This window comes from Nisaea sp., assembly GCF_034670185.1.
GTDB lineage: Bacteria > Pseudomonadota > Alphaproteobacteria > Thalassobaculales > Thalassobaculaceae > Nisaea.
Genome location: NZ_JAXMNY010000003.1, coordinates 97,698 through 121,615, shown reverse-complemented (window position 1 = coordinate 121,615; position 23,918 = coordinate 97,698). Strand labels below are relative to the sequence as shown.

The following is a 23,918-nucleotide window of genomic DNA, read 5'->3' as shown; positions in this document are numbered from 1 at the left end:
AGAGGTGACGGCCATGTCTGGCCCCCTTCGATTGCGCGCCCCTTCCGGCGCGCATTTCGTTTTGGCCTCCGCCTCGCCGCGGAGGCTGGATCTGCTCGCCCGCATCGGGCTTGTCCCAGATGCCGTCAGTCCCGCCGATATCGACGAGACCCCGAAGCCCCGCGAATTGCCGGATGCCTATGCCGAACGTGTCGCCTGGGAAAAGGCGAACGCGGTCGCGGTCGCGCATCCGGATGCCTTTATCCTGGCCGCCGACACAGTTGTCGCCAGCGGGCGCCGCATCCTGCCTAAAGCCGAGACCGAGGCCACGGCTCGCAAATGCCTCGGGCACCTTTCCGGACGCCGTCACAAGGTCATCGGTGCAATTCGGCTGATCGCACCCGGTGGTGAGACACGCAGCCGGATCGCCACCACGACGGTCGCCTTCAAACGGCTGACCGACATGGAAATCGACAGCTATATCGCGTCCGGCGAATGGGACGGCAAGGCTGGCGGCTATGCCATCCAGGGCATGGCAGCGATCTATATCCGCACGCTCTCCGGCTCCCACTCGAACGTGGTCGGCCTCGACCTTTATGAGACCCATGCTCTTTTGGCCGGGCTCGGCTTCCGCTACGGTGGGAGCCATGCATGACCCCAACCGCCTGATCATCGACCGCTCGCCTGGCGAGACCCGGATTGCCGGGCTCGCGGACGGCACCCTGACCGATCTATGGATCGACCGTATTGGAGGCGCGGCCCGGCGGGCCGGCGAAATCGTCATTGCCCGCGTTACCGCCGTCCGGCCAGAGCTGAACGCAGCCTTCGTCGATCTCGGCCATGGCGAGGCGTTCCTGAAGCTCGGCAAGAAGGCGCCGCCGCCGGAAGGTTCACTCGTCGCCGTTATGGTGACGACCGACGCAGCAGGGCGCAAACAGCCCCAGGCAGCACGGCAGATCGTGCTTGCGGGACGGTTTGTCAGTCTGCGGCCGGACGAGCCGGAATTTGCAATCGCCGGTACACTCAAAGCCAAAGGCAAGCGGGAACGGCTGAAAACCCTTTTGCAGCCCCTCCTGCCACCCGATATCGGCCTGCTGGTCTCAGCAAAAGCCGCCGAAGCCGACGATATTCAACTGATTACCGACCTGACCGCGCTGCTGACCGAATGGAAAGCGGTCGACGATGCGCTTGCCGCAGGCGACGGCCCTAAAATTGTACGTGCGGCACCCGACCTTGAGTCCCGGATCCGAACAGCCTTCCCCAGCGCCGAGCTTGCGAAAAGCAGCGACGGATCACTCTTCGTTGAAGAGGATATTGACAGCCAGATCGACCGGGCGCTTGCACGCCGCCTGCAACTCTCCAATGGCATTGCGCTCACCTTCGATGAGACAGAAGCACTGGTCGCCATCGACGTAGACATCGCGGGGGCTTCAGCCAGCCCGAAGGCGTGGCCCCAGCTTTTCGAGGGCATGACCGGAGACCTTGCAGCAGAGATCCGGTTACGCCGCCTCTCAGGCCTTGTTCTGGTGGATTTCCCGAAACTTCCGCTGAAATCCGACCGGGACCGTGTCGCCGACGCGATGCAGGCCGCTTTCGAAGACTGGCCGTCCCAGATGCAGGAACAACCTCCACAGGTGCTCGGCTGGACCCGGAGCGGTGTGCTGGAAATCACCGTGACCCGGACCGGGCGGTCGCTGCGCGACGATATGATGCGCCCCGTCGAGCAGCACCCGCGCGCCGCCACGATTGCGCTTGAGGCATTGCGTCGGCTGCTGCGTGAAACGCAGGGCATCGCACAGCCGGAAATGATCTGCGCTCAGGACGTAGCGGACTGGCTCGACGGACCCGGCCGCAAGGCTCTCGGAGAGACAAAAGACAAACTGGGCGGTTTCCTGAAACTGACGCCCGATCCGGCATTCCGGCTGGACCAGATCGAAATCGGCCCGGCGCGGCGATAAAACGGGGGAACGGGTCCATGGGCGATATCAGCACGTTCGACAAAAAGAAGCGCAAGCGCAAGGCCGGCTGCGCGATCTGCGGCAAACCGATGATGACCGAATTCCGGCCATTCTGTTCGGACCGCTGCAAGACCATCGATCTCGGCCGCTGGCTCGGTGGCGATTACCGGCTGCAGACAAACGAGGTTCCCGACGAAGGTGAGTTGCTCGATCTCGCCCGGGCAATGGAAGAACGCAAAGAACGCTAGCGCGTCAGGCCTGACACCAGAACTGGTACATCGCCAGAAAACTGTCCGGGTATTCCCGCTCAAGCATATCCCAGTTGGCCGGGCTCGTTGCCGCCGGATCGTTCGGAAACTGCTCCCGGTACAGCGCCTTCAGGGCGTCCGTCGGCGTTTCCACTCCAACCAGCTTCAGATCCAGCTCCGCAACAGCCACGCCGATTTCCGGCCAGCCATAGCGTACCTCACGCCGGTGAAAGAGCAGGTCCCGGCAGCCGCTCAGAGAGTAGAAATCACCGGTCTGCCAGACAATGGCTGCCGGATCGTCTTCCCCGAGTTTCAGAATCTCGTTCCGACGACGACGAATCTCCGCCGAAATCCCGGCTTCATCTTCAGCCTCGATCTCTGCCTGCAATTTGGCGAAACGGGCACGGGCGATGTCACTGTAAAGCGCGACCCGCATAAGGCCGCCCGGCTTCAGCAAACCGCGCAGGGCTTTCCAGCCCGCCATCGGGTCCGCCATATGGTGCAGCACGCCGGAGCACTCGATCACATCGAAGCGCTCCTCGAGGGCGCCCAGTCCCAGAATATCGGCCTGGGCGAAATGGATGTTCGTGCGCCCCAGCTCCTCGGCCATGCGCGCCGCATAGCCGAGCGACCGGCGGCTGAGATCGATAGCCGTGACCTCGACGCCCTCGTACCGCGCCGCTGTCTGGATTGCATGCCGCCCGGTACCACAACCGGCAACCAACAGCCTTGGATGGGCCGTATCAATGCTGTCGAACCGGATGGCTGGAAAGCGCTCACGAAGGTGAGCATCCAGCGGTTTGCGCCGGATCTGGCCGTCGACACTGCGCCAACGCGGATAAGGATGGATCTCGTACTGATCGCGCACCCTCTCCGAAGTCGCATCCTCGCCCATCGGGGTCAGCGCGGGCAGTGCGCCCGCCAGCACCTTTTCCGCCGTCGGCTCCGTGACGGCTCGCTCGAATACGAGCGCTGCCGTACCGCCCTCTGCGCCATCCCTCAGAGCTTCGATCGCGGCCGGAATGCTCGCCGGATCCCGGTACAGGGTAATCAACAGCGCTTGTTCCAGGTTAAGCGCATCCTGTGAAAGAAACGCGGCTACCGCCTGGGTTTCATCCGCCGCTTCCATCCAGGCATATTCCGCAGTCATCGCCTGCAACGCCAGAGCGGCAAGCTTGCCTGCTTTCGCCGCGCCCACTCCTTCGAGCAACAATCGACGACGCTCGGCGGTCATCCAGGCTTCCAGCCGAGGATCAGGCAGCGTGGTCCAGACAAGCAGAAGCCCCAGCAAAGGATCATCCGGAAAAGGCGGTGGGGCCTCTCCCTCCTCACGCAGCCAGCGCCAGGCCGTGTCCGCTCCTTTGGCATAGGCCTTATTCGCGAGCACAAGGGACAAAGCAGCCGGGGCCAGCCGCTGAAGATCGATATCCCGGCGCGCGAACAGGCTGGACATCAGAGCCTTCGTTTTCGCGTCCGGGGCCGTGAAGCGCAGACCGGCGAGCGCATCCAGCATCTCCCCCAGATAGCCCGCGTCGGGGGCACGACGGTGCGCGCTTTCGAAATGCCGCGCCGCTCCGGCACCATCGCCGAGTGCACCCAGTACCCGCGCGAGATTGCCTTCCGCAACGGCATAGTCCGGCGCAAGCTTGAGGGCGCGGCGATAGGCTTGCGCCGCCTCTTTCAGACGCCCGGCTGCTTTCAGTGCAACGCCGAGATTATTCTGCAGTTCCGGCTGACGGGGATTTGCGCGCGCAACTTCGGCGAAGATCTCGGCCGCCTCTCCGGCACGCCCCTGCCGCATCAAAGCGGATGCCTCGCGTAACCGCACCATCGGATCGGAGACCATCATTGTTCAGTCATCGACATGCAGGTCGAAGGCAATGCTGATCCGCTCTCCACCGCCCCGGAAAGGAACGGTGCTGTGCCAGACATAGGAGGGGAAGACCACGGCCATGCCGAGTTCCGGACAGACCGCATCAAGCGGACGCGTTCCGCGATGGGGAATGCCATAACCCGGCCGGTTGAATTCGAGCCACCCCGCCCGCTCCTCGTCCTCCGGGCTGACCGTCTCCGGGATCGCCGCGTAATAGGTCCCGCTGAGCCAGCCCGCATTATGGATATGGGCGCTCTGGTGCCCCTCGTCCCCGAGAATGTTTGCCCAGATATTGACGGCATAGCGTTCGGGAATGCGGGCGAAGAAAGGATGCGACGGATCTTTCGCCAGACCGGCGATATAGGAGTCGAGGCCTTCCGACAGCATACGCTCGAACGCGGCAATGGCCGGGCCTTTGTGATCAAAGAGTTGCGGCACGAAGGCACCACCCCGAATCGCCCGTCGCAACGGATCAAGCTCGCCGGAGATATTCGGGTGATTGCGTATTTCCTCGGACAGCGCCGCGTTGAACTCCGCGTGATCGGCATAGCCAGCCGGCACTGGGAAGCGGATCGGCCGGGTCGCACTGCCCTGGGCGATCAGCCGGTCGACCTCGTCATACCGCCCGAGTTCCTCCAGCGCTATGGATTGGTAAGCCGTCGCCCGGACATGAGTGGGGTGACGCTCCAGCACACGCTCAGTCGCCGCCAATGCGCCATTCACATCGTCTTCAATCAACAATGCCTGGGCCAGATTGTTCGCCGCCGAGACATTTCCCGGCTGCCCGATCAGGGCCCGGGCATAAGCGCTCGTCGCTGCATCCGTTTTCTTATCCAGCTGTAACTGATTGCCGATGCCGACAAATGGGCCGGTATTGGCCGGGCCGGTCATCAGGGAGCGGCGCCAGGCGGCCGTAGCAGCCTCCGGCTGCTGGCGGGCATCCAGAACATCCCCGCGTGCATTCCACGCCTGCATGAAGTCCGGCGCGCTGCGGATCGCCGCTGATGTCAGCCTGTCGGCATCTTCAAGCTCGCCCCGTTTAAGGTGAATTCGGGCGCGCAGCGTGGCTGCAGGCGGATTGCCGGGGTCGATTTCCAGAATCCGGTCATAGATTTCCGCCGCCGCCTGATCGCGGCCGGCATTCTGGTGCGAAATCGCAAGCGATAAAGCCTCGGATAACTGCATCGATACGCCACTCCCCGGCAAGCTGATCCTTGGATAGCGCCGATGTGCCGCGCCATCAAGCGGGCCACGAAAAAAAGCACTTATTGGGCGCTGGACAGCCCCAAAGATATCTTCTATACACCTGCCTCTCGTCGGTTCTGCGGCGCTTGCGCAGCGGCATCGACAGTGTGCCCAGGTAGCTCAGTTGGTAGAGCAGCGGATTGAAAATCCGCGTGTCGGTGGTTCGAATCCGCCCCTGGGCACCACTTCCCCCTTCCCCATCGCCAAAATCATCTACGCAAAATCAAGCTCGTATAGCGCGTCGCCTCCAGCGGCTTCGCGGCATCCGCGTATTCCTCGCACAACTTGAGTCAGCAACGGTTGCCGTGTCGGAGATTTTCTACGCCCGATTTTTCCGCATCGCAGCATAACTGTTGGAAAGCTTGGATTTCCGGGTCAAGAGAACATCCATGCCGGATCCCCGGAGACGAAGGAGTAGGAAATGGATGTCATACGCACTAAAGCCGCGCTCCGCGCGCAGGTGGCCGCGTGGCAGCGCGCAGGCGAGACAGTCGCTCTGACACCGACCATGGGGGCCGTGCATGAAGGCCACCTGTCACTGGTCCGGCTTGGTCTGGAACGGGCCGAGCGCTGTGTCGCCACAATCTTCGTCAATCCGCGCCAGTTCGGCCCGAACGAGGATTTCGAGACCTATCCTCGTGACGAGGAAGGCGATCTCGCCAAATTCAGGTCCGCGGGCTGCGATGCCGTCTATATGCCGGATCCAGGCGAGATGTATGGCACCGGCTACAAGACAGAAGTCATTGTGCACGACATCTCCGAGGTCATGGAAGGGGCGAGCCGGCCGGGCTTCTTCACCGGGGTGGCGACCGTGGTCTCCAAGCTCCTGATCCAGTCGCTTCCGGACATCGCTATTTTCGGCGAGAAAGACTTCCAGCAACTGACCGTGATCCGAACAATGGCCCGCGATCTGGATCTGCCGATCGAGATTCTCGGGGCGCCGACGGTCCGTGAAGCCGATGGTCTGGCCTTGTCCTCGCGCAATGCCTATCTCGATCCGGAACAAAGGGACATCGCCCCGGCCCTTCACCGCGCCATGATCGCGGCGGCCGAGGCGGTCCACGCCGGGGCCAACCCGCGCGCCGCAGCGGCCAAAGCGCGTGAAGACGTCCTCGCGGCCGGTTTCGACGACGTGATCTATATCGACATTCGCAATCAGGACAGTTTCGCCCCCGCGGAAGCACCTGCGGAGAATTTACGGATCTTCGCCGCCGCCCTGCTGGGCAACTGCCGTCTGATCGACAATCTCGGGATCTGATCGGACTCGCGCCACACGCTGTTCGTTTGCGGTATGCTTCCATCCTCAAAGTCGCGAACAAGCGAACAAAGAGGAGGAAGCACAATGGCTATCGAAACGCCGAACTATCCCGACCATGCGGGGCTGGGACCTCTCGACTCGCGGATGGTGGACCCGGAGCGGTTGTCCTGGACTCCGACGCGCTTCGAAGGCGTCGACATGAAGATTTTGATGGAGGACAAAGAGACCGGCCTGATGACGGCGCTCTTCCGCTGGGAGCCCGGAGCGGTTCTCCCCTTCCATGAACATGTCGAGATCGAGCAGACCTATATGCTTGAAGGCCGCCTCGAGGACGAGCAAGGGTCGATCGGCCCGGGAGAGTACGCCTGGCGGCCGACGGGCAGCAGACATGTCGCGCGTGCCCCGGAGGGCGCGCTCATGCTCAGCATCTTCCACAAGCCGAACCAGTTCCTCGACGCGGGCGATTGAACCTTACGTCACCTGACCGGCAATGTCGTGAAGGACCAGGTTCTATCAGCTTATTGGAGCTCTAGCTAAAACCTTTGGCGCTCACATACCAATTGGCGACGAATCATTCGGAAAACTGAAGCGCTAATGAATATTATATTGCGTCACCTCGACAAGGAGACACGCACTCAAAGTCCGCAATAGAGTTTGGAATCGTTGCCATCCCGCCACTACTGATAATTCAGATTCAATTTTAGAAAACCCAAAGACATTAACGTTTCGCGCCACCCTATCAATTTAAGCTTGTCGAAAGACTTCCTTCACTTATTCTTGGTACGAAAATAGAAATATTAGTTTTACTTTTTTTGGCGCCTTTATGCCGAACGACGAACGACATTATGCCAGCTCCGTAGCGGACGCCTCACTCCTGACTCACCCGGAACATCGAGCACTGTTCGATCATTGGGCTGAGAATAGGAGCGGCGAGAAGGTCCCCCTACGCGGCAGTTTCGATCCGCTCACCTTTCACCGCTCGATGCCTCGCATGGCGATCATCGAACGGAGCGGCACGAAGGACGCCCCGATCTTCCGTTATCGCCTTGCAGGGACCGAAATCGTCAGGCGGGCGGGACGAGACCCGACCGGCAAGAGTTTCGAGGAACTCTATGAAGGAAGCTATCTCGAGACAGCGAACCAGACCTATCTTGAGATCGTGGAGAACGGGCAAGCCCACTTTTCCCAGCGGGTTTATCCCATCGGCGATGGAAGCAGCAGCCTACGCTACGATCGTCTGATCCTGCCCTACAGCTCCCACGGATCGGCGATCGACCAATTCGTGCTCCTGATTGTCGTCGTCGAACAGGACACCCCGAAAAAACAGATCGGCAGTTTCTCCATTTTCGGCGGGCGAGAAAGCACCTGAGCATCCAGCTACACATAAAAAAACAGGCGCCTTCAAGGCGCCCGTTTCTTGAGTCTGGTCTGTTGATTTGCGTCAGAGCGCTTCGTCGACCCACTGCTGAAGCTGTGCTTTCGGCATCGCGCCCATCTTGGTCGCGGCAACCTGGCCGTCCTTGAACAGGATCAGGGTCGGGATGCCACGGACGCCGTATTGCTGCGGTATCTGCGGGTTTTCGTCGATATTGATCTTGGCGACGGTAACCCGATCACCCATCGACTGCGCCATTTCCTCAAGAGCCGGGGCAATGGCCTTGCAGGGGCCGCACCATTCGGCCCAGAAATCGACCAGAACCGGTTTGTCGGAATTCAGAACGCTGTCGGAAAAGCTGGAGTCGGTGACTTTAACCGTCGACATGGGGCAATCCTCGTTTGACTCATCTCACATGCCGGGCTCGACCCTCGCATGGACAGTGAATCTAGGAAGCCGGAACACCCGCGTCAAGGCAACGGGTGTCGCGTTCAAATTTCCGGAATGAAATCAAAGGCTGCCTTACCCAGCGACGGAGCCCGGACCATATCCGTCGAGCAAATCACCCGGCAAATCGGTCAGAAACGGCCCGTCCGTCCAGAGCAAAAGGCATCGTACCTCACAGCCTTCGAACATTCGGGCAAGCAGCGCCCGATAAGCTGCCATCTGCTTCAAATAGGTTACCGGCACGTCCTCCAGCCGTTCCGGCGGCGGCCGGTTGGTCTTGAAATCAACCACCGTCACCCGGCCCTCCTCGACCAGCAGACGGTCAATCTGCCCCGAGACTACCGTCACCTCGCTCCCCCCGGTCCCGACCTGTCCGACAATCGGCACTTCCGCGCGTGAGCCCGGTGCGAACAGTCCGGCCCAGTCCGGATGTTCCAGCACGGTCATGATCTCGTTGACATAACGCGCGGCAAGCCCCGGCGCGAGCCCGTGAACGGGACGCTGCAGGAATGCCAGTCCTGCCTCCTTGCGCCTTTCGGCGGGAAGATCAGGCAGTACCTGAAGCAAACGATGCAACAACTGCCCACGCTTGAACCGGCCTTCGTCGGCCGCAGAGAGCGGCGAGCGGGTGGCCGGCTCCTGCTCGCTCGGACGGGACGGCATCAGAGGACGCGGCGGTACCGGCTCCGGCGCGGGCTGTGCCAGCGCCCAGAGCGGCAATGGCGGCTTCTCGGAGACCTTAGCCGCCTCCGTAGCCTTTGCTTCCACCGTCCGCTCCTGCGGCGTCTCATAGCGCAGCACCGGCAGGTCGGACCCGGCAGCTCCGGAAACGACGGGATCTTCCACTGGCGTTGCCATCTCGCTCAACGCATTTCGGATCAACTCGTACCAGTTGCCTTCCGGCGCCCGCTGTTTTGTCGCCCAGCCGCCGACATAAAGCCGGTCCTCCGCCCGCGTCATCGCGACATAGAGCAGACGGCGGTATTCCTCGTTCCGCTTGCGCTCCGCCCCTTCCTTCGCCGCCGTGCTGGCGGGTGCATCCTCAGGCTTGGCCGGAGCACAGAGAGGCACCGGCACGCCGTCCTCCCGCTCGCCCCAGAGAATCTTCGCCGTGCCGCGTGGAAGCTGCAGCGTGTCCGGCATGAAAACGATGGGGGCCTGCAGGCCTTTCGAGCCATGCACGGTCATCACCCGGACACGGCCACCCTCGCCGCCTTCCATATCCCGCTTGATATCGCTCTCGGACGCTTCCAGCCAATGCAGGAAGCCCTGCAGGGAGGCAACATGGCCGCGCTCATATTCCAGCGCCTGCGCCAGGAACTCGTCCAAGGGATCGGCGGCCTCAATGCCAAGCCTTTCGAGGATGCGGCGCCGGCCACTAGGCTCGCCCTCGGCCAGAATGCCGGCGAAAAGCTCATAGGGCGGTGTGGTGTCAGTTCGGGCGAGGTAGGACGACAGCAGCCGATCGGCGCGGGCGAATGACACGTTTTCCGGCGCCCGGCGGCGCAACTCGCGCCAGAGCCGATGCTCCTTGCGGCCATGGGCGAGATCGAACAGCTCGTCCTCATCGAGTCCGATCAGCGGGCTTTTCAGCACTGTCGCCAGGGTCAGATCATCATCCGGCAGCAGCAGGAATCGGCCGAGCGCGATCAGGTCCATGACCGCGATCTGGTCACTCAGCACCATGCGGTCGACACCCGCAACGTCGATATCGCGTTCCTTCAGGGCACGCACCATCTCATGCACGAAGCCACCTCGGCGGCGCACCAGAATCATGATATCGCCGGGCCCGACCGGTCGTCCTTTTGAAGCCAGGATTTCGCCCCGGTCGATCCACTGGTGAATGCGCCCGGCGATGGCACCGGCGAGACGGGAGGCCGGGTTGTCGAGACCGCGCTGGGTGACCGGCACGGCCCAAGCGCCTTCATCCTCGCTCTCCACCGGCTCGAACGGCGGCCAGAGCTCAACCAGGCTGGCATCGCCGCTGCGGGAAACACCATGCCGGATCGACAGAAACTCGCCATCCGCACCTGCCTCCAGCACACCCTCGGCGGCGGGACGGCTATTGAACAGGCGGTCGACCAGCCCGAGCACGGCGGCGCCCGAGCGGAAAGACACTTCGAGATCGACCGAAGCCCAGCTCTTGGAAGCAGTCTCCACCCGTGCCGCGAAATGCCGGCGCATACGAAGGAAGCCCTCCGGGTCGGCCCGCTGAAAACTGAAGATCGATTGTTTGACGTCACCCACAGCAAAAATGCTGCGCCCGGCCCCACGCACCTCCTCATAGGCGCCTTCACCGGAGAAGAATTCCTCGGTCAGGGCACGGACCACATCCCATTGCTCCGGGTTAGTGTCCTGCGCTTCGTCGATCAGGATGTGGTCGAGCCCTCCATCCAGTTTGAACAGCACCCAGGCAGCCACACCGGGGCGGCGCAACAATTCGCAAACGGTAGCGACGAGATCCTCAAAATCCACCAGCGCCCCGCGCCGCTTTCCTCCTTCGTACTCCTTAAGTACGGCGGAAGCGATGCGCAGCACGGCGGCCGTTCGCTCCGCCAGCCCGATGGTGTTCAGCAGTTGGCGCACAGCGATCAGGCGTTCTGCCTCCCGCGCCATGACAGTCTCGATATCGGTAAAGGCTTCGACGGCTTTCTTCGTGGCCAGCCGCTTCCGCATATCACCGTCACCAGTGAGGAAGACCGAGCCGTAACTCTCGAAGAGATCGATCCGGGTATCCGGGTCAGATGCCAGGAACGTCGCAAGGTTTTCCGCCCGGTCCACGTCCGTCTTGCTGCTGCCGGAAAGAGCCTCCATGGCGCGGCGCAGGCCGACGGCATCGAACGCTGTGTCGGACACCGCGTTCCGCATCACGCTCTCCCGGCTTTCCCCCTCCGGCAGATCGAGATGGGCGAGCAGGGCCGGTGTGATCTGTCCCGGCCCGCCGATGCCTTCGAAGAAACGGCCAAGCCGGGCACGCTCCATCAGCAGCTCTGAGACGAGACCGTCGAAGGTTTCTTCCGCGAAACGCTGATTGATCAGGCGGAGCGCCTCGCCGAGCGGGCTTTCTGGCGCGGCGGACGCCGCATTCAGAACCCGATCACGGGCGTCTGAGAGGCGTTCGGCGGCCGTCCGGTCATCCATTACCTGGAAATGCGGCGGCAGACCGGCCTCCAGGGGGAAGCGCTTCAGCACGGCCTGGCAGAAAGCATGAATGGTCTGGATCTTCAGGCCGCCCGGTGTGTCAAGAGTGCGGGCAAAGAGGCGCCGGGCAAGGGCGATCTGGTCCTGCATCGGCTGCCGTCCGAGCAATTTTTCGAGCTGCTCCGTCAATGCCGTCTCGCCGATGACGGCCCACTCGGAGAGCTTCGCGGATATCCGGGCGGACATTTCCGCTGCCGCCGCCTTTGTGAAGGTCAGGCAGAGGATACGGCCCGGATCGGCGCCCGCCAGCAGCAGGTTCAGCACCCGGTCCGTCAGCACCTTGGTCTTGCCGGTTCCGGCAGAGGCCGCGACCCAGACCGAGGCGGCGGGATCGGCGGCACGGCGCTGAGCCAAGTCCGCCTCGGCGATCACCGCATTCGGATCATGCTCCGCCATCACCTAAACCTCCCCCGCCGCAGACCATTCCTTGACCCGGGCCAGATGCTCGTAATCGGAATAGCGCGGCGCGTGTTCCGGGGCCGGGCGGGAACGGTAGGGCGTCACGGGATCATCGAAAGCCTCAATCAATTTCAGCAGACCATCCTCTGCTTCCTCGATCAGCTCTTCAAGATTGCCTTTCAGGGGTTTGCGCTCACCTGCTGGCTCCCCCCCACTCAGCCGCCAGTATTCCAGCGCACCGATGGCGCCTGCCGGAATTTCCTCGAACCCGTCCATGGCCAGCATCATCGCTTCCAGCGGAAGCTGCGGAGAGAGCCCGGCCCGGACCTGCTTGTCGGTTGGCGGTGCACCGGTTTTGTAGTCGACAATGACGTAGCTGCCATCCGCCTGCCGCTCGATCCTGTCCGCCTTGCAGGTCAGCTCGACCGGTGCGACAGGGCCGCGGAGCATGATCTGCCCTTTACGTTCGGTCCAGATCCGGGAAAGCATGGCACGGCGCGGTCCGTCCATCGCCATCACCCATTCGGCGATCCGCTCGAAGCGTGGCCACCAGAACGCGTGCACCGAGGGGCGGAGCATAGCCGGGGCGAACTGCTCCCGGCCGATCTCCAGCAAACGTTCCAGGGCTTTTGGTGGAAGTTCTTCCGGGAACTCCCGGACGAAAAGATCCAGCGAATCATGGATCATCGTGCCCCGGTCCGCAGCGCCCGGATCCTCGTCGAGCTCATCCAGGCTTTTCAGGCCAAGGATACGCTTGGCATAGATGGCATAGGGGTCACGCACCCAGGTTTCGATCTCAGTGACGGAGAACTTCCGGGGCCGGACACCGACCGGCGGACAAGGCGCGGGAGGACGAACCGGCTCCAGTTTTTTCGGCGCATCCAGTGCTTGCTGCCAATGCGGATAGGTAGAGACCGGCCGGCTGATCTTGTCCTGCAAGCTCAAGGCCCGGAGAACTGTTTCCATGCGCAGCCACCAGCGCGAGGCAACCGTCGGCGCACCATCGACCCGCTCGGCCCGCGTCAGCACCACTTCCGGCGCAGATGCCGCCATCTGGAAATCGTGCGCCGAGAGGCCAATACGGCGCTCCGGCGACGGCAGACCGAACTCGGCCCGCATGGGACGGCTCATCCAGGGATCGGCGCCGGGATCCGGCGGCCAGGTGCCCTCGTTCAGGCCGCCGAGGACCATCAGATCGAACTGCTGCAACCGGCCTTCGAGCGGACCGAGAATGGCGAGGCGCGGATGCGTGCCGTAACGCGGCCGGTGTACCCTGCCAACCATCAGGGCCTCCAGGAAAGCGCCATAGGACCGGCCCTCTATGGGCGGGAAATCACGGACCGCTTCGACCAGCTCTCCAAGAAAATTCGCCGCATCCTCGCCCGCCTCTCCAGCCCAAAGCCTGCGGTCGCCAGTTTCCTCCTCCGTCGCCGCAAGCGCTTCAGCCACGGCGTTATGAGCGGAGAGCAGATCGATCAGGGAAACCGCATCACTGTCCAGCAGCTCCGAAAAATGCCTGACCGACGGCGCCAGCCGGTCAATCCAGCCGAGTGCATCCTGCTGTTCCTCTTCGGGGTATGAAGAGCGCACCGCATTCAGAAGGCCTTCGATGCCCGGTGCAGGGCGCGGTCCGCGCAAGACGCTGCGCTCCAATGTGCGCACGCGGCGACGGAAACGCGGCGTTTCCATGCCACCTGCGGCAAGCGGATGTTTCAGGGCAGCGAGCAGCGGCACCGGTGCGCAGCCGCTGGCCGCCATTTCGGCGGTCGCCAGCCAGAAAGTCATGGGACCGGTCGCGGCCAGTGGTTGCCCGGCGGAATCGTCCACCTCAATATCCCAGCGCCGGAGCGCCGACTTCACCCGGCGTGCCAGCACCCGGTCCGGCGTCACCAGGGCCGCCGTCCGGGTCTCGTCCTCCAATGCCTCACGCAGCATAAGGGCAATGGTTTCCGCTTCCTCGTGATGGCCGGGACAGGCCAGCATGGAAAGACCGTCGATGCCGCCGGAGAGAAGCTCCGTATGTTCTTCCGGGAGCCGTCGCCAGGCTTCCGTCGTTTCCGCCGGGCGCAGGGTCTCCTGGATCAACCGGCGGCGCGGTGACCGCACCGCACCGACTCCGGGCGACGGCCATTCGCGCACGTCCGACCGGTCGCGACCAAGACTCTTCAAGAGATGAGCCAATCCATGCTGGGCATGGCCCGGGTCCTGCCCGATGGCGGCCCAGGTTACCTCATCCGCATCCCGATCCAGTCCCGGCAGCACCACGGCACCGAGCGGCAGATCCAGCACCGCGCCCATGAGGCGTGCGGTGGCTGGAATGCTACCGGTCGAGCCAGCGACAATGACGGGGTCTTCCGGCGGCTGTTCCGCCCAGCGTGCCGATAGCCTATCAACCAGAGCAGAATGCCGGAGCGGTGCTTCCACCGCTCCTTCCTCCGCCAAGAGCGCCGGCCAGAATTCGGTGGCGATGGACAGAAACTCCAGCACTTCCTGCCAGTGCGACGCGTAACGCTCCTTCGCAAGGCCTGCGAGGCCCTCATAGGGCACCTGCTCGGTGTGGACCTGATCGAGGAAGCCCGCGAGTTCGCCTGCCAGCAAAGTCGCATGATCGACACTCGCAGCCTGAATCGCGGTCCCGCTGTCCTTCCGTTCAAGAAAGCGCTGAACCAGCTGGGTCAGCAGAAGCTGACGGCGCAGCCCCGGAATAGCGGGCGGCAGGTCGCCAGCAGCGGCGGCCCCATCCAGCCCGTTGAACCCGGCTTCGTCATCGTCGATATCGCCGACCGGCCGGAGCGAGGGCAACAGCATCGGGCGGCCATTACCGAGGCGAAGGAAGCTTTCGCGAAGAGTCCGGACCGCGCGGCGGGTCGGCACCAGGACGGACATCCGGGCAAGAACCATCGGGTCCTCACCGGCCTCCTGCCAAAGCCCCCGCGCCAAGGTGTCGGCGAAACCGTCTGTCGCCTCAATGGCGTAGAGCCCGCCGATGCCCATGCCGTCTCCCTTGTTAGCGAACCTCAGAAGAAAGGCACGTCGGGCACGTGGCCCTGCGCATAAAATCTCCGCGCCGTCTCCAGGTCATCGATTGTGCTGATATGATACCAGAGCCCGTCATGCAGGGCACCGAAGAGACGCTCTGCCTCCTCGGCCTTGTCATAGAGCAGGTTCAGGGAGAAGGCCCCGTCCGGCGCCCCTTCGAACAGGCGCGGATGCAGGATCGAGGCACCCATATAGGTATAGGGCGCAACCCGCCGCTCTTCCCGGCGAGTCAAATTACCCATTGGGCCCATGGTGAAGTCTCCCCGGCCAAGGGAGCCTGACACGCGGGCAGAGGGATGCAATAACAGCAGCACATCCATGGTCTTCTCATGCCAAGCCTCGGCCAGTCTCTCCAGCGTCGGCTTCATCGCATCGACCCAAAGACTGTCGCCATTGATGACGAAAAACGGCTCCGTGCCCAGCAGCGGCAGGGCATTCACAACACCACCGCCTGTATCGAGAAGGCTGTCCTCGCGGCTGATGACGATCTCCACATCCGTCCGACCGGCGAGATGCGACTCGATCTGCTCGCCAAGATGGAAGGTATTCACCACCACGCGCTTCACCCCGACCGCGATCAGCCGCTCCAGGATGTGATCGATCAGGGCCTTGCCATCGACTTCAGTCAGCGGCTTCGGAACCGTATCGGTCAGCGGCGCCAACCGTGTGCCTCGCCCGGCCGCAAGTACCATCGCGGTCTCGGGGATCGTCGTCTTTTTCGTCTTCAGTCGGGTCAGCAGCATTGTGTTCGGAACTTCCTCAGGCAGCGCATCCGCCCGGCGGCGGTGTCACGCGATGGGACTCTGGCACGTGTTTTTCGATCCATTCCCGGACGGGCGCAAGAGCCTCGTCGGATAAATTCTCCAGAGTCAGCCTCCAGAGCCGCGGCATATGCGCCAGATAGCCGTGGTTGCCGTAAAGTACCGTCTGCCGGGCAAAGATCCCGAATACCTTGAGATGGCGCTGCGCTCCCAGCACCCGATAGGAGCTGAGGAACGCCTGCCGGTCCACGATCTCCGGCATGGCGGCGAAGTAGTGCTCCATGGTCGATTTGATGACAGGTTCGGAGATGTCCCGGCGGCAATCCTGCAACAGCGACACGAGGTCATAACTGGCGGGGCCGATCACCGCGTCCTGAAAGTCCAGCAACCCGCAGGCCGCTATGCCGGGGCGCCCCGGAAGCAGCATCATGTTGTCGACATGGTAGTCACGAAGAACGAACACTTCCGCCCCGCAGCGGGCAGCAGGCAAGCAGGCACGCCATGCGTCGGCAAAGCTCTCACGCGCCGCGTCATCGATCTCAAGTCCGACACCAGGGCGAAGATACCAGTCGACGAACAGCATCGCTTCCTGCAGAAGCTTTTCATCGCTATAGACTGGAACGCGCCCCGTGACGCCGTCAACGCCGCGCTTGGCCAGATCAGTCAGCAAATCGACCGCCAGACCATAGAGAGCATGTTCGTCCTCACCCGCGGCCAGCGCGCGGGTATAGGTGGTGTCACCCAGGTCCTCCAGAAGCAGAAAACCCTCCGCTTCATCGGCGGCCAACAGCCGGGGGACGCTGTAACCGAAACCCGAGAGAATTTCTCCGACAGAGACGAACGGCCGGACGTCTTCCTTGTTGGGTGGAGCGTCCATAACGACCGCTGCCCGGCCATCCGTATGTTTCAGGCGGAAATAGCGTCTGAAGGAAGCGTCAGCCGCAAGTGGCGCTTCCGTTGCGCCGTCCCACCCGGCCTCTTGCCAGAATGCACGACGCTTCGCCTCTCTCACATCCGCCGCATTCATTTCACTCATCTGGTCCCCGCATGCGTCACTCCGGCTTCGTCACAGGCGGCCACAAAGGCCGCGCGCCATTTGGCCGGAACCCGCGCGGTGACATCGCGCACTTCCGGCCCCGCGGCTTTATCCGCTGCAAAGTCGAAAATCAATTCAATGGCATCTTTCGGGGCAAAAGAGCCGAGACGGTCTGGCCATTCGACAAGACAGATCGCTGTTGCGAAGGCTTCATCCAGCCCCAGCTCAAGAACTTCATCCGGATCGCCGAGCCGGTAGAGATCGGCATGCCAGACCTGAAGCTCTGCACCATCACGATCGAACGGACCATATTGCTGCACCAGGGTGAAGGTCGGACTTGGCACCTCTTCGTCCGCCCCGATCAGACGACGGATGAAGGCGCGGGCGAATGTCGACTTGCCAGCGCCGAGACCGCCAGAAAGCAGAAAAACACAGCCCGGTGTGGCGAAGCCGGCACAGGCGCGAGCCAGATGCTCCGTTGCCGATTGCCCGCTGAGGACAAGGCGCACCAACTCTGCGCCTGATGTCATAGGACCAGCTCACCTGCCGATATTGTCGTCTCGTCCGGCGTGGCGGCATGACGCGGCAGACGGCACTGAATACACAGACCTGCCCCCTCGACCGGCTCCACCGACATGGCCCCGCCATGCAGCTCGACCAGACGCCGGACAAGTGGCAGCGCCAGATCCGGCCCCTGCGCCCTGCCACCCCGATCAGGTCCGGAAAAGGCTTCAAAAATCAGGTTGCGCATTTCGTCCGGCACGCCGCTGCCCTCATCCATGACAGAAAACAGAATATCGTCGCCCTGTGCGCGTACGGAGAGATTTATGCGCTCCCCTTGCGTCGTAAACTGCAGCGCGCTGGACATCAGATTGAACAGGATTTGCCGCAACCGCCGGTCGTCCGCCTCGATCCCGGACACCGCTTCATCGACATCTACTTCAATCTCAACGCCTTGGCTGCGGGCTCTTTCCTCTATCAGCAAGATCGCCGCATCGGCGACCTCGCGGACATCAAGCTCCTGCGGATCGAGTGTCAGGTAGCCCGCCTCAATAGAGGCAAGATCAATAATGTTGCCGATCAATGACGAGAGCCGCCCTGATGAATCAAGAATGGCTTTCAGATATTCCCGCTGCTTCTCGGTGACGTCACCGACATAGCCATCGTTGAGCATCTCGGCAAATCCGATGATCGCATTCAGCGGCGTGCGCAGCTCGTAAGAAACATTCGCGATGAACTCGCTCTTCAGCCGGTCCGCCGTTTCCAGCGCCTCGTTCCGGTCCTGCAAGGCACGCTGCACATTCAGGGTATCCGTCACGTCCAGGAAATTGACCAGCGTCGCGCCATCGGGCAACGGGACGAAAGAGTATTCAAGGGCGGTTCCATCTGGGCGCTCGGTGCGGCCATGCTCGGACACCCTGTCGGCAAACCGGGCAGAGAATTCCTGTTTGTAGTCGTCCCAGTCACGCTCCTCCAGAGGCGGGAAAAGAGGCCGCATGGCATCAAGGACTTCCGACACATGAAGAGATTGATCCCGGAAATCCGGGTCGAGATCCCACATACTGAGGAAGATCGGATTGGACAGGGTCATGCGCCCGTCCGCGCCGAACACGACAACGCCTTCGGCAAGATTGTCGATGGTCTCGCGCTGCACCTCGTTCAAGGTGTTGTAGTTCCGCTCCAGGGCAAGCCGATCGGTCACATCTTCGAAGGTCAGGAACAGCCCTCCGAAAGGGTGCGGCATCACCACCATGCGCAATGTCCGATCATCCGGCAGGAAGAAGAAATCCTCCATCGGATCGATCAGGCGCGTGAAGAGCCCGTTCCAGTGATCCCGGTAAGCCCGGAAATCCGATTGCTCCGGCAGCCGGCGCAACTCGCGCAGCAATTCAAGAAACTCCGTGATGGTCGGGTCGGCGTCGAGCTGCGCCGGATCGACTTGCCAAAGTTCCGCGAAAGCGCTGTTAAAGAATTTCAGCCGCTTGTCCGGGCCAAAAATCGCGATCGCCGTGGACAGCCCCTCAAGGACGTCTTCATGCGCTGCGATATGCCGCGCGATCTCGGCCTGCGACTCTTCCAGAGACGTTACATCAATGGCCCAGCCGACAGTCCCGCGCACATCCGGGCTCGGTGCTTCGGTCACCTCGAACAGCCGACGTTCGCCGTCAACCACGATAAACCGGCTTTCCGAATAGGGTGCCCCAAGCCGGCGGGCGCGCCGCGAGGTATCCCGCGCCGATTCTGAATCCAGATCGATGATATCCGCCGCGATATTCGCAAAGCGGATATGCAGGTTTTCGTCGCGCCGCCAGAATGGAGTGGTCTGCAGATTGATCGAGGCGAGCAAATCCTCGTTCCGGCGCCTTCTGCTGCGCGCTTCCTCTTCTGCGGCCGCACGGCTCTGCACTTCCTCGGAGATATCAACCATCGCCAGAGCCGCCCGGGGGGACGCGCCCGTGCCAACTTCCACCGGAATGCCCGAAACCTTGAGAGCGCGCGATCCGTTGCGGATCTCCGCAACGAATGAAAAGGCTTTCCCCTCAGCCATCAATGCGCGGACCGCCGACCCCAGCGTGACCCCCGAACCTTCGGCGAGATAGCCGGCGATATCATCGATGGTCTGAAGACGTTCAGCGTCGGCGCGCAGCAACGTGCAGACGGACGGGCTGACATAGCGCAGCACGGACTCGTCACCCGACATATTGTCCGTGATCAGTCCGATCACTCCGACATATGGCATCTGGAGCGCAGCATCACGTCCGTCCAGCGCGGCGGCAAGGGCATCGCGCTCCGCGCGCAAGGCTTTGAAACGGCTAAGATACAAAAACTGGATAGCGCCCAGTGCGACAGCAGAGGCAAGCGCAAAAGCGAGAACCACTGCTGTGAACGGGTTTGAAGAAATGCCTTGAGCGAGGCTGTTCATGCCCTCAACAGGTTCCGCATACGCGGCCGGAATGAAAGCGGCCAGACAAAAGGCCGACAAGGACAGGGCGCAACAACGGATCGCATAACTTATCATGGGGTCAGACTACGCGCCCGGCATACACCGCTCAAGGAAAGACGCTCCGCGCTTACCGGTTGTTCCCAAAAAGAAAACCGTAAATCGTCTGATCCAGGCTGGCCGCGGCGACACCGACTTCTTCCAGAGCCTGCATAAGTCCATCATTTGCGTCCCGTACCGACGCCTCCGTAGCGCCATCCAGCAGCGCAACCCATTCAGGTGTCTGTCCCGGCGGCACCGGTTTCCCCTGCGCAACCAGGCCGGCGTTACTGACATCAATGTTGTTCTCGGCAAGGCAGCCACCAAGCATGTTCAGGCGCTTGCCCAGCTCAGGCAGCACCGTTGTCTTGAGAGTTTCGCGCAATCGGTCGCGCACGCCTTGGTCAGGGAAAAACCGGGTAACTCCCAGCCAGCCGGAAAACCCATGGGTCTGATCGACAGTGATATCGGCTGTCAGCCGGTCGAACTTGGTGAAGCCTGCCATGACCTTCTGGCTCCACTCGCTCTGCACTGCGAGCCGGGCCATATAATCCGGATCTGACAGATCCTGCACCGTCCCGGTCTCGTAGCTGGCGAAATACTTCACCCGGGCATCTGCATCCGCCGCGACATAGCGCCGGGCACGATGGAAACCCGGCATCCAGACGCGCTCGTCGATATGCTCGCGATTGTACCACTCGTTGTATTCGTCTTCGTCCTCCGGCGCGACCTCGGTGAAGGTCATCAGCATGCCGGTTCCATACAACCCCATAAGTCCCCCTGACTCCTGTTGTTCAGAGTCCCGTTTTCAGACTGCGTGCGATTTCGGTGACCACATCCCAGCCTTCGCGGACATGACGCTGCTCGGTGTTCGTCTGCCCAATGGAAAAGCGGATGGCCGCCCGCCCCCGAACCTTGTTCTGGGTGAGGTAGATTCGCCCATCGTCATTGATCCGCTCCAGCAAGGCCGCATTGAGACGATCAAGCACCTCGGGCTCGTGAACGCCGGCCGGGTGATAGCGAAAATTGATCAGCGCCAGAGAGCGCGGCGCCACGATTTCGAAATCCGGCTCGCCCTCTATCCATTCCTCAAGCTCCGCTGCAAGATCGATATGTTTGCGGATGATTTTACCCAAGCCCTCGGCGCCATAGGACCGGATCACCATCCAGAGCTTCAACGCCCGGAACCGGCGACCAAGCGGCACGCTCCAATCCCGGTAATCGATAACCGCGCCCTGCTCCCTGCTCTTCAGGAATTCCGGCAGGATCGAAAGTGTGCGGATCAGCGCATCGGGATCGCGCACGAAATGAGCCGAGCAATCGAAATTCGTCAGCATCCATTTGTGCGGATTGAAGACGATGCTGTCGGCATATTCGATACCGTCCAGCATCCAGCGCTGCTCTGGCAGCAGCCACGCCGTCCCGGCCCAGGCAGCATCCACATGCAGGAAAATGCCATGCCGCTCGCAGATCTCGCCAATGGCCCGGAGCGGGTCGACGGCGCCGACGCCGGTGGCGCCGATGGAAGCGACAACGCATGTCGGAATGCATCCGGCCGCCTTGTCCGCCAGAATCCGCTCCTCCAGCACATCCGGGCGCAGGGCGAAATTATCGTCCACATCGATCAGCCGCAGATTCTCCCGCCCGAGACCGATGATCTTCACATTCTTCTCAGTCGCGGAATGGGTCTGATTGGACGTGTAGACGGTCAGCACCGGCTGTTTGCCGAGCCCCTGCTCGTTCGCTTTCCAGCTCGTAACCTTTTCCCGCGCCGTCAGCAGGGCGCAGAGGATCGCCCCGGAAGCAGAATCCTGGATCACGCCGGTCAAACCCTGCGGCAATCCCGTCATCTGCCGGAGCCAGTCCAGCACCCTGGTTTCCATTTCGGTCGCCGCCGGGCTTGTCTGCCACAGCATGCATTGCGCGCCGAGGGTTGCCGTCAGCATTTCAGCCAGTACGGAAGGTGGCGAGCTATTGGCAGGGAAATACGCGAAAAAGCGCGGATGCTGCCAATGGGTAATGCCCGGCATCACGTCCGATTTGAAATCCTCGAAGATCCGCTCCATCGGCTCACCCGCTTCCGGCGGTGTCTCGGGCAGCTTTGACGCGATCTCGCCCGGCGCAGTTTGCGCGCGCACCGGGTATTCCTCCACCGCTTCCATGTAGTCGGCCATCCAGTCGACAAGGTCGTGCGCGTGACGGCGAAAATCTTCAGGAGACATGAGACATCCAGGGTTCAAGATCAGGCGAAGTCAGACTAGACCGATGAGCTTTCCGGCACCAGTAGCGCTCCCCGCACAGGTATTACCGAATACACGACGCGATGTAGGCCGCAATTAACTAAAAAAATTAATCGATTTTTAAGGAAGTCGCTCCATATACGAAATTCGAGATTCCAGATTTAGCCAGCTACCCGCCTCCCCTGCTGTCCGCGCCAAGGTAGCGCCTGCTGGCCGGTTTCAGGCATCAATCAAGGCTTCAGAACGGGGCCGGAAAAGCGTTCGCACCATGATCCTGGGTCATTATCGAGCCGATCATAAATACCGACGCGATCACAAGCATGCCGGCAATCGGGCGGAGGGCCTCCTCGCCTACTGGCACGCCAGCTGCGAGGGTGACGGCATCCCGGACCGGAATGCATTCGACCCTCAAGCCCTCCGTAAATGGCTAGGTTTCATCAGCGTTTATAAATATGTCGAAGAGCTCGACGATTTCGTGAATGCGCTCGAGGGCACCCTGATCTCGCAAATCACCGGGCAGGACTGGACCGGCAAGCTCGCCTCAGATGTCGACAACGAGTTCGGCTCGACATTTCACTATGAATTGTGCGAGGTGCGCCGAACCCGCACCCCATTGCTGGGTCATGTGAAGATCTATCAAAAAGAGTATAAATCCGGCACCAGACTGCTGATGCCTATTGCAGACAAGGGTAGCCAGGAAGCGGATCAGGTCTTCCTCGGGCTATTTCCGGATTGGTCATGACGGACTGCTGAAGCCACCTTCCCGCCTCAACCATTCTGCCCGGACCTCCAGGTCGTTCTCGTCTTCAGAAAGCTCTTTTGCCAAATCTGAAAACCGCTCCGCATGCAGCAGCCGCGACAACGCCCAGACAGCCATGGCGCGGACAATCGCGGACGGGTCCGTCAGAAGCGCCTCAATCATCGGCACAAGACGCTCATCGCCGCTATTGCCGCAGGCGATCAGTACATTGCGCAGAAACCTGTCCCGGCCGATCCGCTTGACCGGCGATCCCCGGAACCGCTCCCGGAAAGCCGCGTCGTCGAGATCGAGAAATTCGGCAAGCGGCGGCAAGGTCAAATCGTCCCGCGCGGCGAAAGCAGCTTCGGCGGATTGTTCGGCGAACTTGTTCCAGGGGCAGACGGAGAGGCAATCGTCACAGCCATAGATCCGGTTGCCCATCGGCACCCGGAATTCCTCCGCGATATGCCCTTTATGCTCAATCGTGAGATAGGAGATGCAGCGCCTTGCATCGAGCGCATAGGGACGCGGGAAGGCGTTGGTCGGGCAGATATCCAGGCAGCGGGTGCAATTGCCGCAATGGTCTATCTCGGGCGCGTCCGGCACCAGCTCCATGTCGGTGAAGACTTCGCCAAGAAAGATCCAGGAGCCGTGCTCGCGGGAGACCAGATTGGTGTGCTTGCCCTGCCAGCCGAGACCGGCACCGGCGGCGAGCGGTTTTTCCAGTACAGGCGCCGTATCAACGAACACTTTCACCTGACAACCAAACTCGGCGACCATCCAGCGGGCCAACCGCTTCAGGCGTTTCTTGATCAGGTCGTGGTAATCCTTGTTCCGGGCATAGACGGAGATGTTGGCCCGGTCGGTAGCATCGAGATTGGCCATCGGATCGTGATCGGGGCCGTAATTCTGAGTCAGCACGATGACGGACCGGGCGTCTTCCCAGATGCCCTTCGGGGCGATCCGGCGTTCCATATGGGCTTCCATCCAACCCATATCGCCATGCTCGCCATTATCGACGAATTCACGCAGCCGATCCTGCTCCCGCGTGCCGATATCGGCGGCGGTGATGCCGGCGGCGGAAAATCCGATCTCCGCCGCTTCCTGCCTGATCCGCTGTTCCGGCTGCATAAGCCCTTT

At 61.9% G+C, this 23,918-nt stretch carries 19 protein-coding genes and 1 tRNA gene; 8 read left to right on the top strand and 12 right to left on the bottom strand.

The window, feature by feature from the left end; all coding sequences use genetic code 11:
• Positions 1-13: 13 nt before the first annotated feature.
• The 3 genes from VOI22_RS14145 to VOI22_RS14135 are packed head-to-tail and all read left to right on the top strand — an operon-like array spanning position 14 to position 2,185.
• On the top strand, positions 14-634 hold the full coding sequence (locus VOI22_RS14145) for a nucleoside triphosphate pyrophosphatase (protein ID WP_323797111.1): 621 nt from the start codon (positions 14-16) through the stop codon (positions 632-634).
• Positions 627-1,937, top strand: coding sequence for a ribonuclease E/G (locus tag VOI22_RS14140; RefSeq protein WP_323797110.1), 1,311 nt, complete (start codon positions 627-629; stop codon positions 1,935-1,937). The genes VOI22_RS14145 and VOI22_RS14140 overlap by 8 nt, the downstream gene beginning before the upstream one ends.
• Before the next feature lie 17 nt (positions 1,938-1,954).
• On the top strand, positions 1,955-2,185 hold the full coding sequence (locus VOI22_RS14135; RefSeq protein WP_323797109.1) for a DNA gyrase inhibitor YacG: 231 nt from the start codon (positions 1,955-1,957) through the stop codon (positions 2,183-2,185).
• A gap of 4 nt (positions 2,186-2,189) precedes the next feature.
• Here VOI22_RS14135 and VOI22_RS14130 read toward each other — a convergent pair whose 3' ends face one another.
• On the bottom strand, positions 2,190-4,034 hold the full coding sequence (locus VOI22_RS14130; protein WP_323797108.1) for a methyltransferase domain-containing protein: 1,845 nt from the start codon (positions 4,032-4,034) through the stop codon (positions 2,190-2,192).
• A 3-nt stretch (positions 4,035-4,037) separates the two neighbouring features.
• The gene (locus VOI22_RS14125) at positions 4,038-5,243 is read right to left on the bottom strand and encodes a putative 2OG-Fe(II) oxygenase (protein ID WP_323797107.1); all 1,206 of its coding nucleotides are present in this window, start codon (positions 5,241-5,243) and stop codon (positions 4,038-4,040) included.
• Positions 5,244-5,412: 169 nt separating this feature from the next.
• Between VOI22_RS14125 and VOI22_RS14120 the strand changes: the two genes are divergently transcribed.
• The 4 genes from VOI22_RS14120 to VOI22_RS14105 all read left to right on the top strand — a co-directional run bounded on the left by VOI22_RS14120 (position 5,413) and on the right by VOI22_RS14105 (position 7,930).
• Positions 5,413-5,488: transfer RNA gene (locus VOI22_RS14120), tRNA-Phe, on the top strand.
• A 236-nt stretch (positions 5,489-5,724) separates the two neighbouring features.
• Positions 5,725-6,561 (top strand): pantoate--beta-alanine ligase, encoded by an 837-nt coding sequence (panC, locus tag VOI22_RS14115; protein ID WP_323797106.1) that lies wholly within the window; start codon positions 5,725-5,727, stop codon positions 6,559-6,561.
• An 84-nt stretch (positions 6,562-6,645) separates the two neighbouring features.
• A complete protein-coding gene (locus tag VOI22_RS14110) occupies positions 6,646-7,029 on the top strand; it encodes a cupin domain-containing protein (RefSeq protein ID WP_323797105.1) in 384 nt (127 codons plus the stop codon).
• Positions 7,030-7,384: 355 nt separating this feature from the next.
• The gene (locus tag VOI22_RS14105; protein ID WP_323797104.1) at positions 7,385-7,930 is read left to right on the top strand and encodes a PAS domain-containing protein; all 546 of its coding nucleotides are present in this window, start codon (positions 7,385-7,387) and stop codon (positions 7,928-7,930) included.
• A 72-nt stretch (positions 7,931-8,002) separates the two neighbouring features.
• On the opposite strand, the gene trxA is transcribed toward VOI22_RS14105, so the two are convergent.
• The 9 genes from trxA to VOI22_RS14060 all read right to left on the bottom strand — a co-directional run bounded on the left by trxA (position 8,003) and on the right by VOI22_RS14060 (position 22,021).
• On the bottom strand, positions 8,003-8,323 hold the full coding sequence (trxA, locus tag VOI22_RS14100) for a thioredoxin (protein ID WP_028467080.1): 321 nt from the start codon (positions 8,321-8,323) through the stop codon (positions 8,003-8,005).
• Between the two features lie 135 nt (positions 8,324-8,458).
• A complete protein-coding gene (gene addA / locus VOI22_RS14095) occupies positions 8,459-11,980 on the bottom strand; it encodes a double-strand break repair helicase AddA (protein WP_323797103.1) in 3,522 nt (1,173 codons plus the stop codon).
• Positions 11,981-11,983: 3 nt separating this feature from the next.
• Complete coding sequence (gene addB / locus VOI22_RS14090; protein ID WP_323797102.1) at positions 11,984-14,977, bottom strand: double-strand break repair protein AddB; 2,994 nt, start codon at positions 14,975-14,977, stop codon at positions 11,984-11,986.
• A 23-nt stretch (positions 14,978-15,000) separates the two neighbouring features.
• Positions 15,001-15,765 (bottom strand): nucleotidyltransferase family protein, encoded by a 765-nt coding sequence (locus tag VOI22_RS14085; RefSeq protein WP_323797101.1) that lies wholly within the window; start codon positions 15,763-15,765, stop codon positions 15,001-15,003.
• A gap of 16 nt (positions 15,766-15,781) precedes the next feature.
• Entirely contained in the window at positions 15,782-16,819 is a 1,038-nt protein-coding gene (locus VOI22_RS14080; protein WP_323797100.1) for an aminoglycoside phosphotransferase family protein, read from the bottom strand.
• A complete protein-coding gene (gene tsaE, locus VOI22_RS14075) occupies positions 16,816-17,349 on the bottom strand; it encodes a tRNA (adenosine(37)-N6)-threonylcarbamoyltransferase complex ATPase subunit type 1 TsaE (protein ID WP_323797099.1) in 534 nt (177 codons plus the stop codon). The genes VOI22_RS14080 and tsaE overlap by 4 nt, the downstream gene beginning before the upstream one ends.
• Positions 17,346-19,742, bottom strand: a complete 2,397-nt coding sequence (locus tag VOI22_RS14070) for a PAS-domain containing protein (protein ID WP_323797098.1) — start codon at positions 19,740-19,742, stop codon at positions 17,346-17,348. The genes tsaE and VOI22_RS14070 overlap by 4 nt, the downstream gene beginning before the upstream one ends.
• 148 nt (positions 19,743-19,890) lie before the next feature.
• Positions 19,891-20,571 carry a hypothetical protein gene (locus VOI22_RS14065; RefSeq protein ID WP_323797097.1) on the bottom strand — a complete coding sequence of 227 codons (681 nt, stop codon included), beginning with the start codon at positions 20,569-20,571 and terminating at the stop codon, positions 19,891-19,893.
• A 22-nt stretch (positions 20,572-20,593) separates the two neighbouring features.
• Positions 20,594-22,021, bottom strand: a complete 1,428-nt coding sequence (locus tag VOI22_RS14060) for a pyridoxal phosphate-dependent decarboxylase family protein (RefSeq protein ID WP_323797096.1) — start codon at positions 22,019-22,021, stop codon at positions 20,594-20,596.
• Positions 22,022-22,307: 286 nt separating this feature from the next.
• Here VOI22_RS14060 and VOI22_RS14055 point away from each other — a divergent pair, with 286 nt between their 5' ends.
• Positions 22,308-22,781 (top strand): PAS domain-containing protein, encoded by a 474-nt coding sequence (locus tag VOI22_RS14055; protein ID WP_323797095.1) that lies wholly within the window; start codon positions 22,308-22,310, stop codon positions 22,779-22,781.
• On the opposite strand, the gene queG is transcribed toward VOI22_RS14055, so the two are convergent.
• Entirely contained in the window at positions 22,776-23,909 is a 1,134-nt protein-coding gene (gene queG, locus VOI22_RS14050) for a tRNA epoxyqueuosine(34) reductase QueG (RefSeq protein ID WP_323797094.1), read from the bottom strand. The two genes, VOI22_RS14055 and queG, sit on opposite strands and share 6 nt — an antisense overlap.
• Positions 23,910-23,918 lie beyond the last annotated feature (9 nt).

Bases quoted from the DNA above. Each gene is read 5' to 3' on its own strand.
- VOI22_RS14145 (WP_323797111.1), top strand. From the start codon at position 14: ATGTCTGGCCCCCTTCGATTGCGCGCCCCTTCCGGCGCGCATTTCGTT.
- VOI22_RS14125 (WP_323797107.1), bottom strand. From the start codon at position 5,243: ATGCAGTTATCCGAGGCTTTATCGCTTGCGATTTCGCACCAGAATGCC.
- VOI22_RS14110 (WP_323797105.1), top strand. From the start codon at position 6,646: ATGGCTATCGAAACGCCGAACTATCCCGACCATGCGGGGCTGGGACCT.
- addA (WP_323797103.1), bottom strand. From the start codon at position 11,980: ATGGCGGAGCATGATCCGAATGCGGTGATCGCCGAGGCGGACTTGGCT.
- VOI22_RS14060 (WP_323797096.1), bottom strand. From the start codon at position 22,021: ATGTCTCCTGAAGATTTTCGCCGTCACGCGCACGACCTTGTCGACTGG.
- addB (WP_323797102.1), bottom strand. From the start codon at position 14,977: ATGGGCATCGGCGGGCTCTACGCCATTGAGGCGACAGACGGTTTCGCC.
- VOI22_RS14070 (WP_323797098.1), bottom strand. From the start codon at position 19,742: ATGAACAGCCTCGCTCAAGGCATTTCTTCAAACCCGTTCACAGCAGTG.
- panC (WP_323797106.1), top strand. From the start codon at position 5,725: ATGGATGTCATACGCACTAAAGCCGCGCTCCGCGCGCAGGTGGCCGCG.
- VOI22_RS14130 (WP_323797108.1), bottom strand. From the start codon at position 4,034: ATGATGGTCTCCGATCCGATGGTGCGGTTACGCGAGGCATCCGCTTTG.
- queG (WP_323797094.1), bottom strand. From the start codon at position 23,909: ATGCAGCCGGAACAGCGGATCAGGCAGGAAGCGGCGGAGATCGGATTT.
- VOI22_RS14080 (WP_323797100.1), bottom strand. From the start codon at position 16,819: ATGAGTGAAATGAATGCGGCGGATGTGAGAGAGGCGAAGCGTCGTGCA.
- trxA (WP_028467080.1), bottom strand. From the start codon at position 8,323: ATGTCGACGGTTAAAGTCACCGACTCCAGCTTTTCCGACAGCGTTCTG.
- VOI22_RS14065 (WP_323797097.1), bottom strand. From the start codon at position 20,571: ATGGGGTTGTATGGAACCGGCATGCTGATGACCTTCACCGAGGTCGCG.
- VOI22_RS14135 (WP_323797109.1), top strand. From the start codon at position 1,955: ATGGGCGATATCAGCACGTTCGACAAAAAGAAGCGCAAGCGCAAGGCC.
- VOI22_RS14085 (WP_323797101.1), bottom strand. From the start codon at position 15,765: ATGCTGCTGACCCGACTGAAGACGAAAAAGACGACGATCCCCGAGACC.
- VOI22_RS14140 (WP_323797110.1), top strand. From the start codon at position 627: ATGCATGACCCCAACCGCCTGATCATCGACCGCTCGCCTGGCGAGACC.
- VOI22_RS14105 (WP_323797104.1), top strand. From the start codon at position 7,385: ATGCCGAACGACGAACGACATTATGCCAGCTCCGTAGCGGACGCCTCA.
- VOI22_RS14055 (WP_323797095.1), top strand. From the start codon at position 22,308: ATGATCCTGGGTCATTATCGAGCCGATCATAAATACCGACGCGATCAC.
- tsaE (WP_323797099.1), bottom strand. From the start codon at position 17,349: ATGACATCAGGCGCAGAGTTGGTGCGCCTTGTCCTCAGCGGGCAATCG.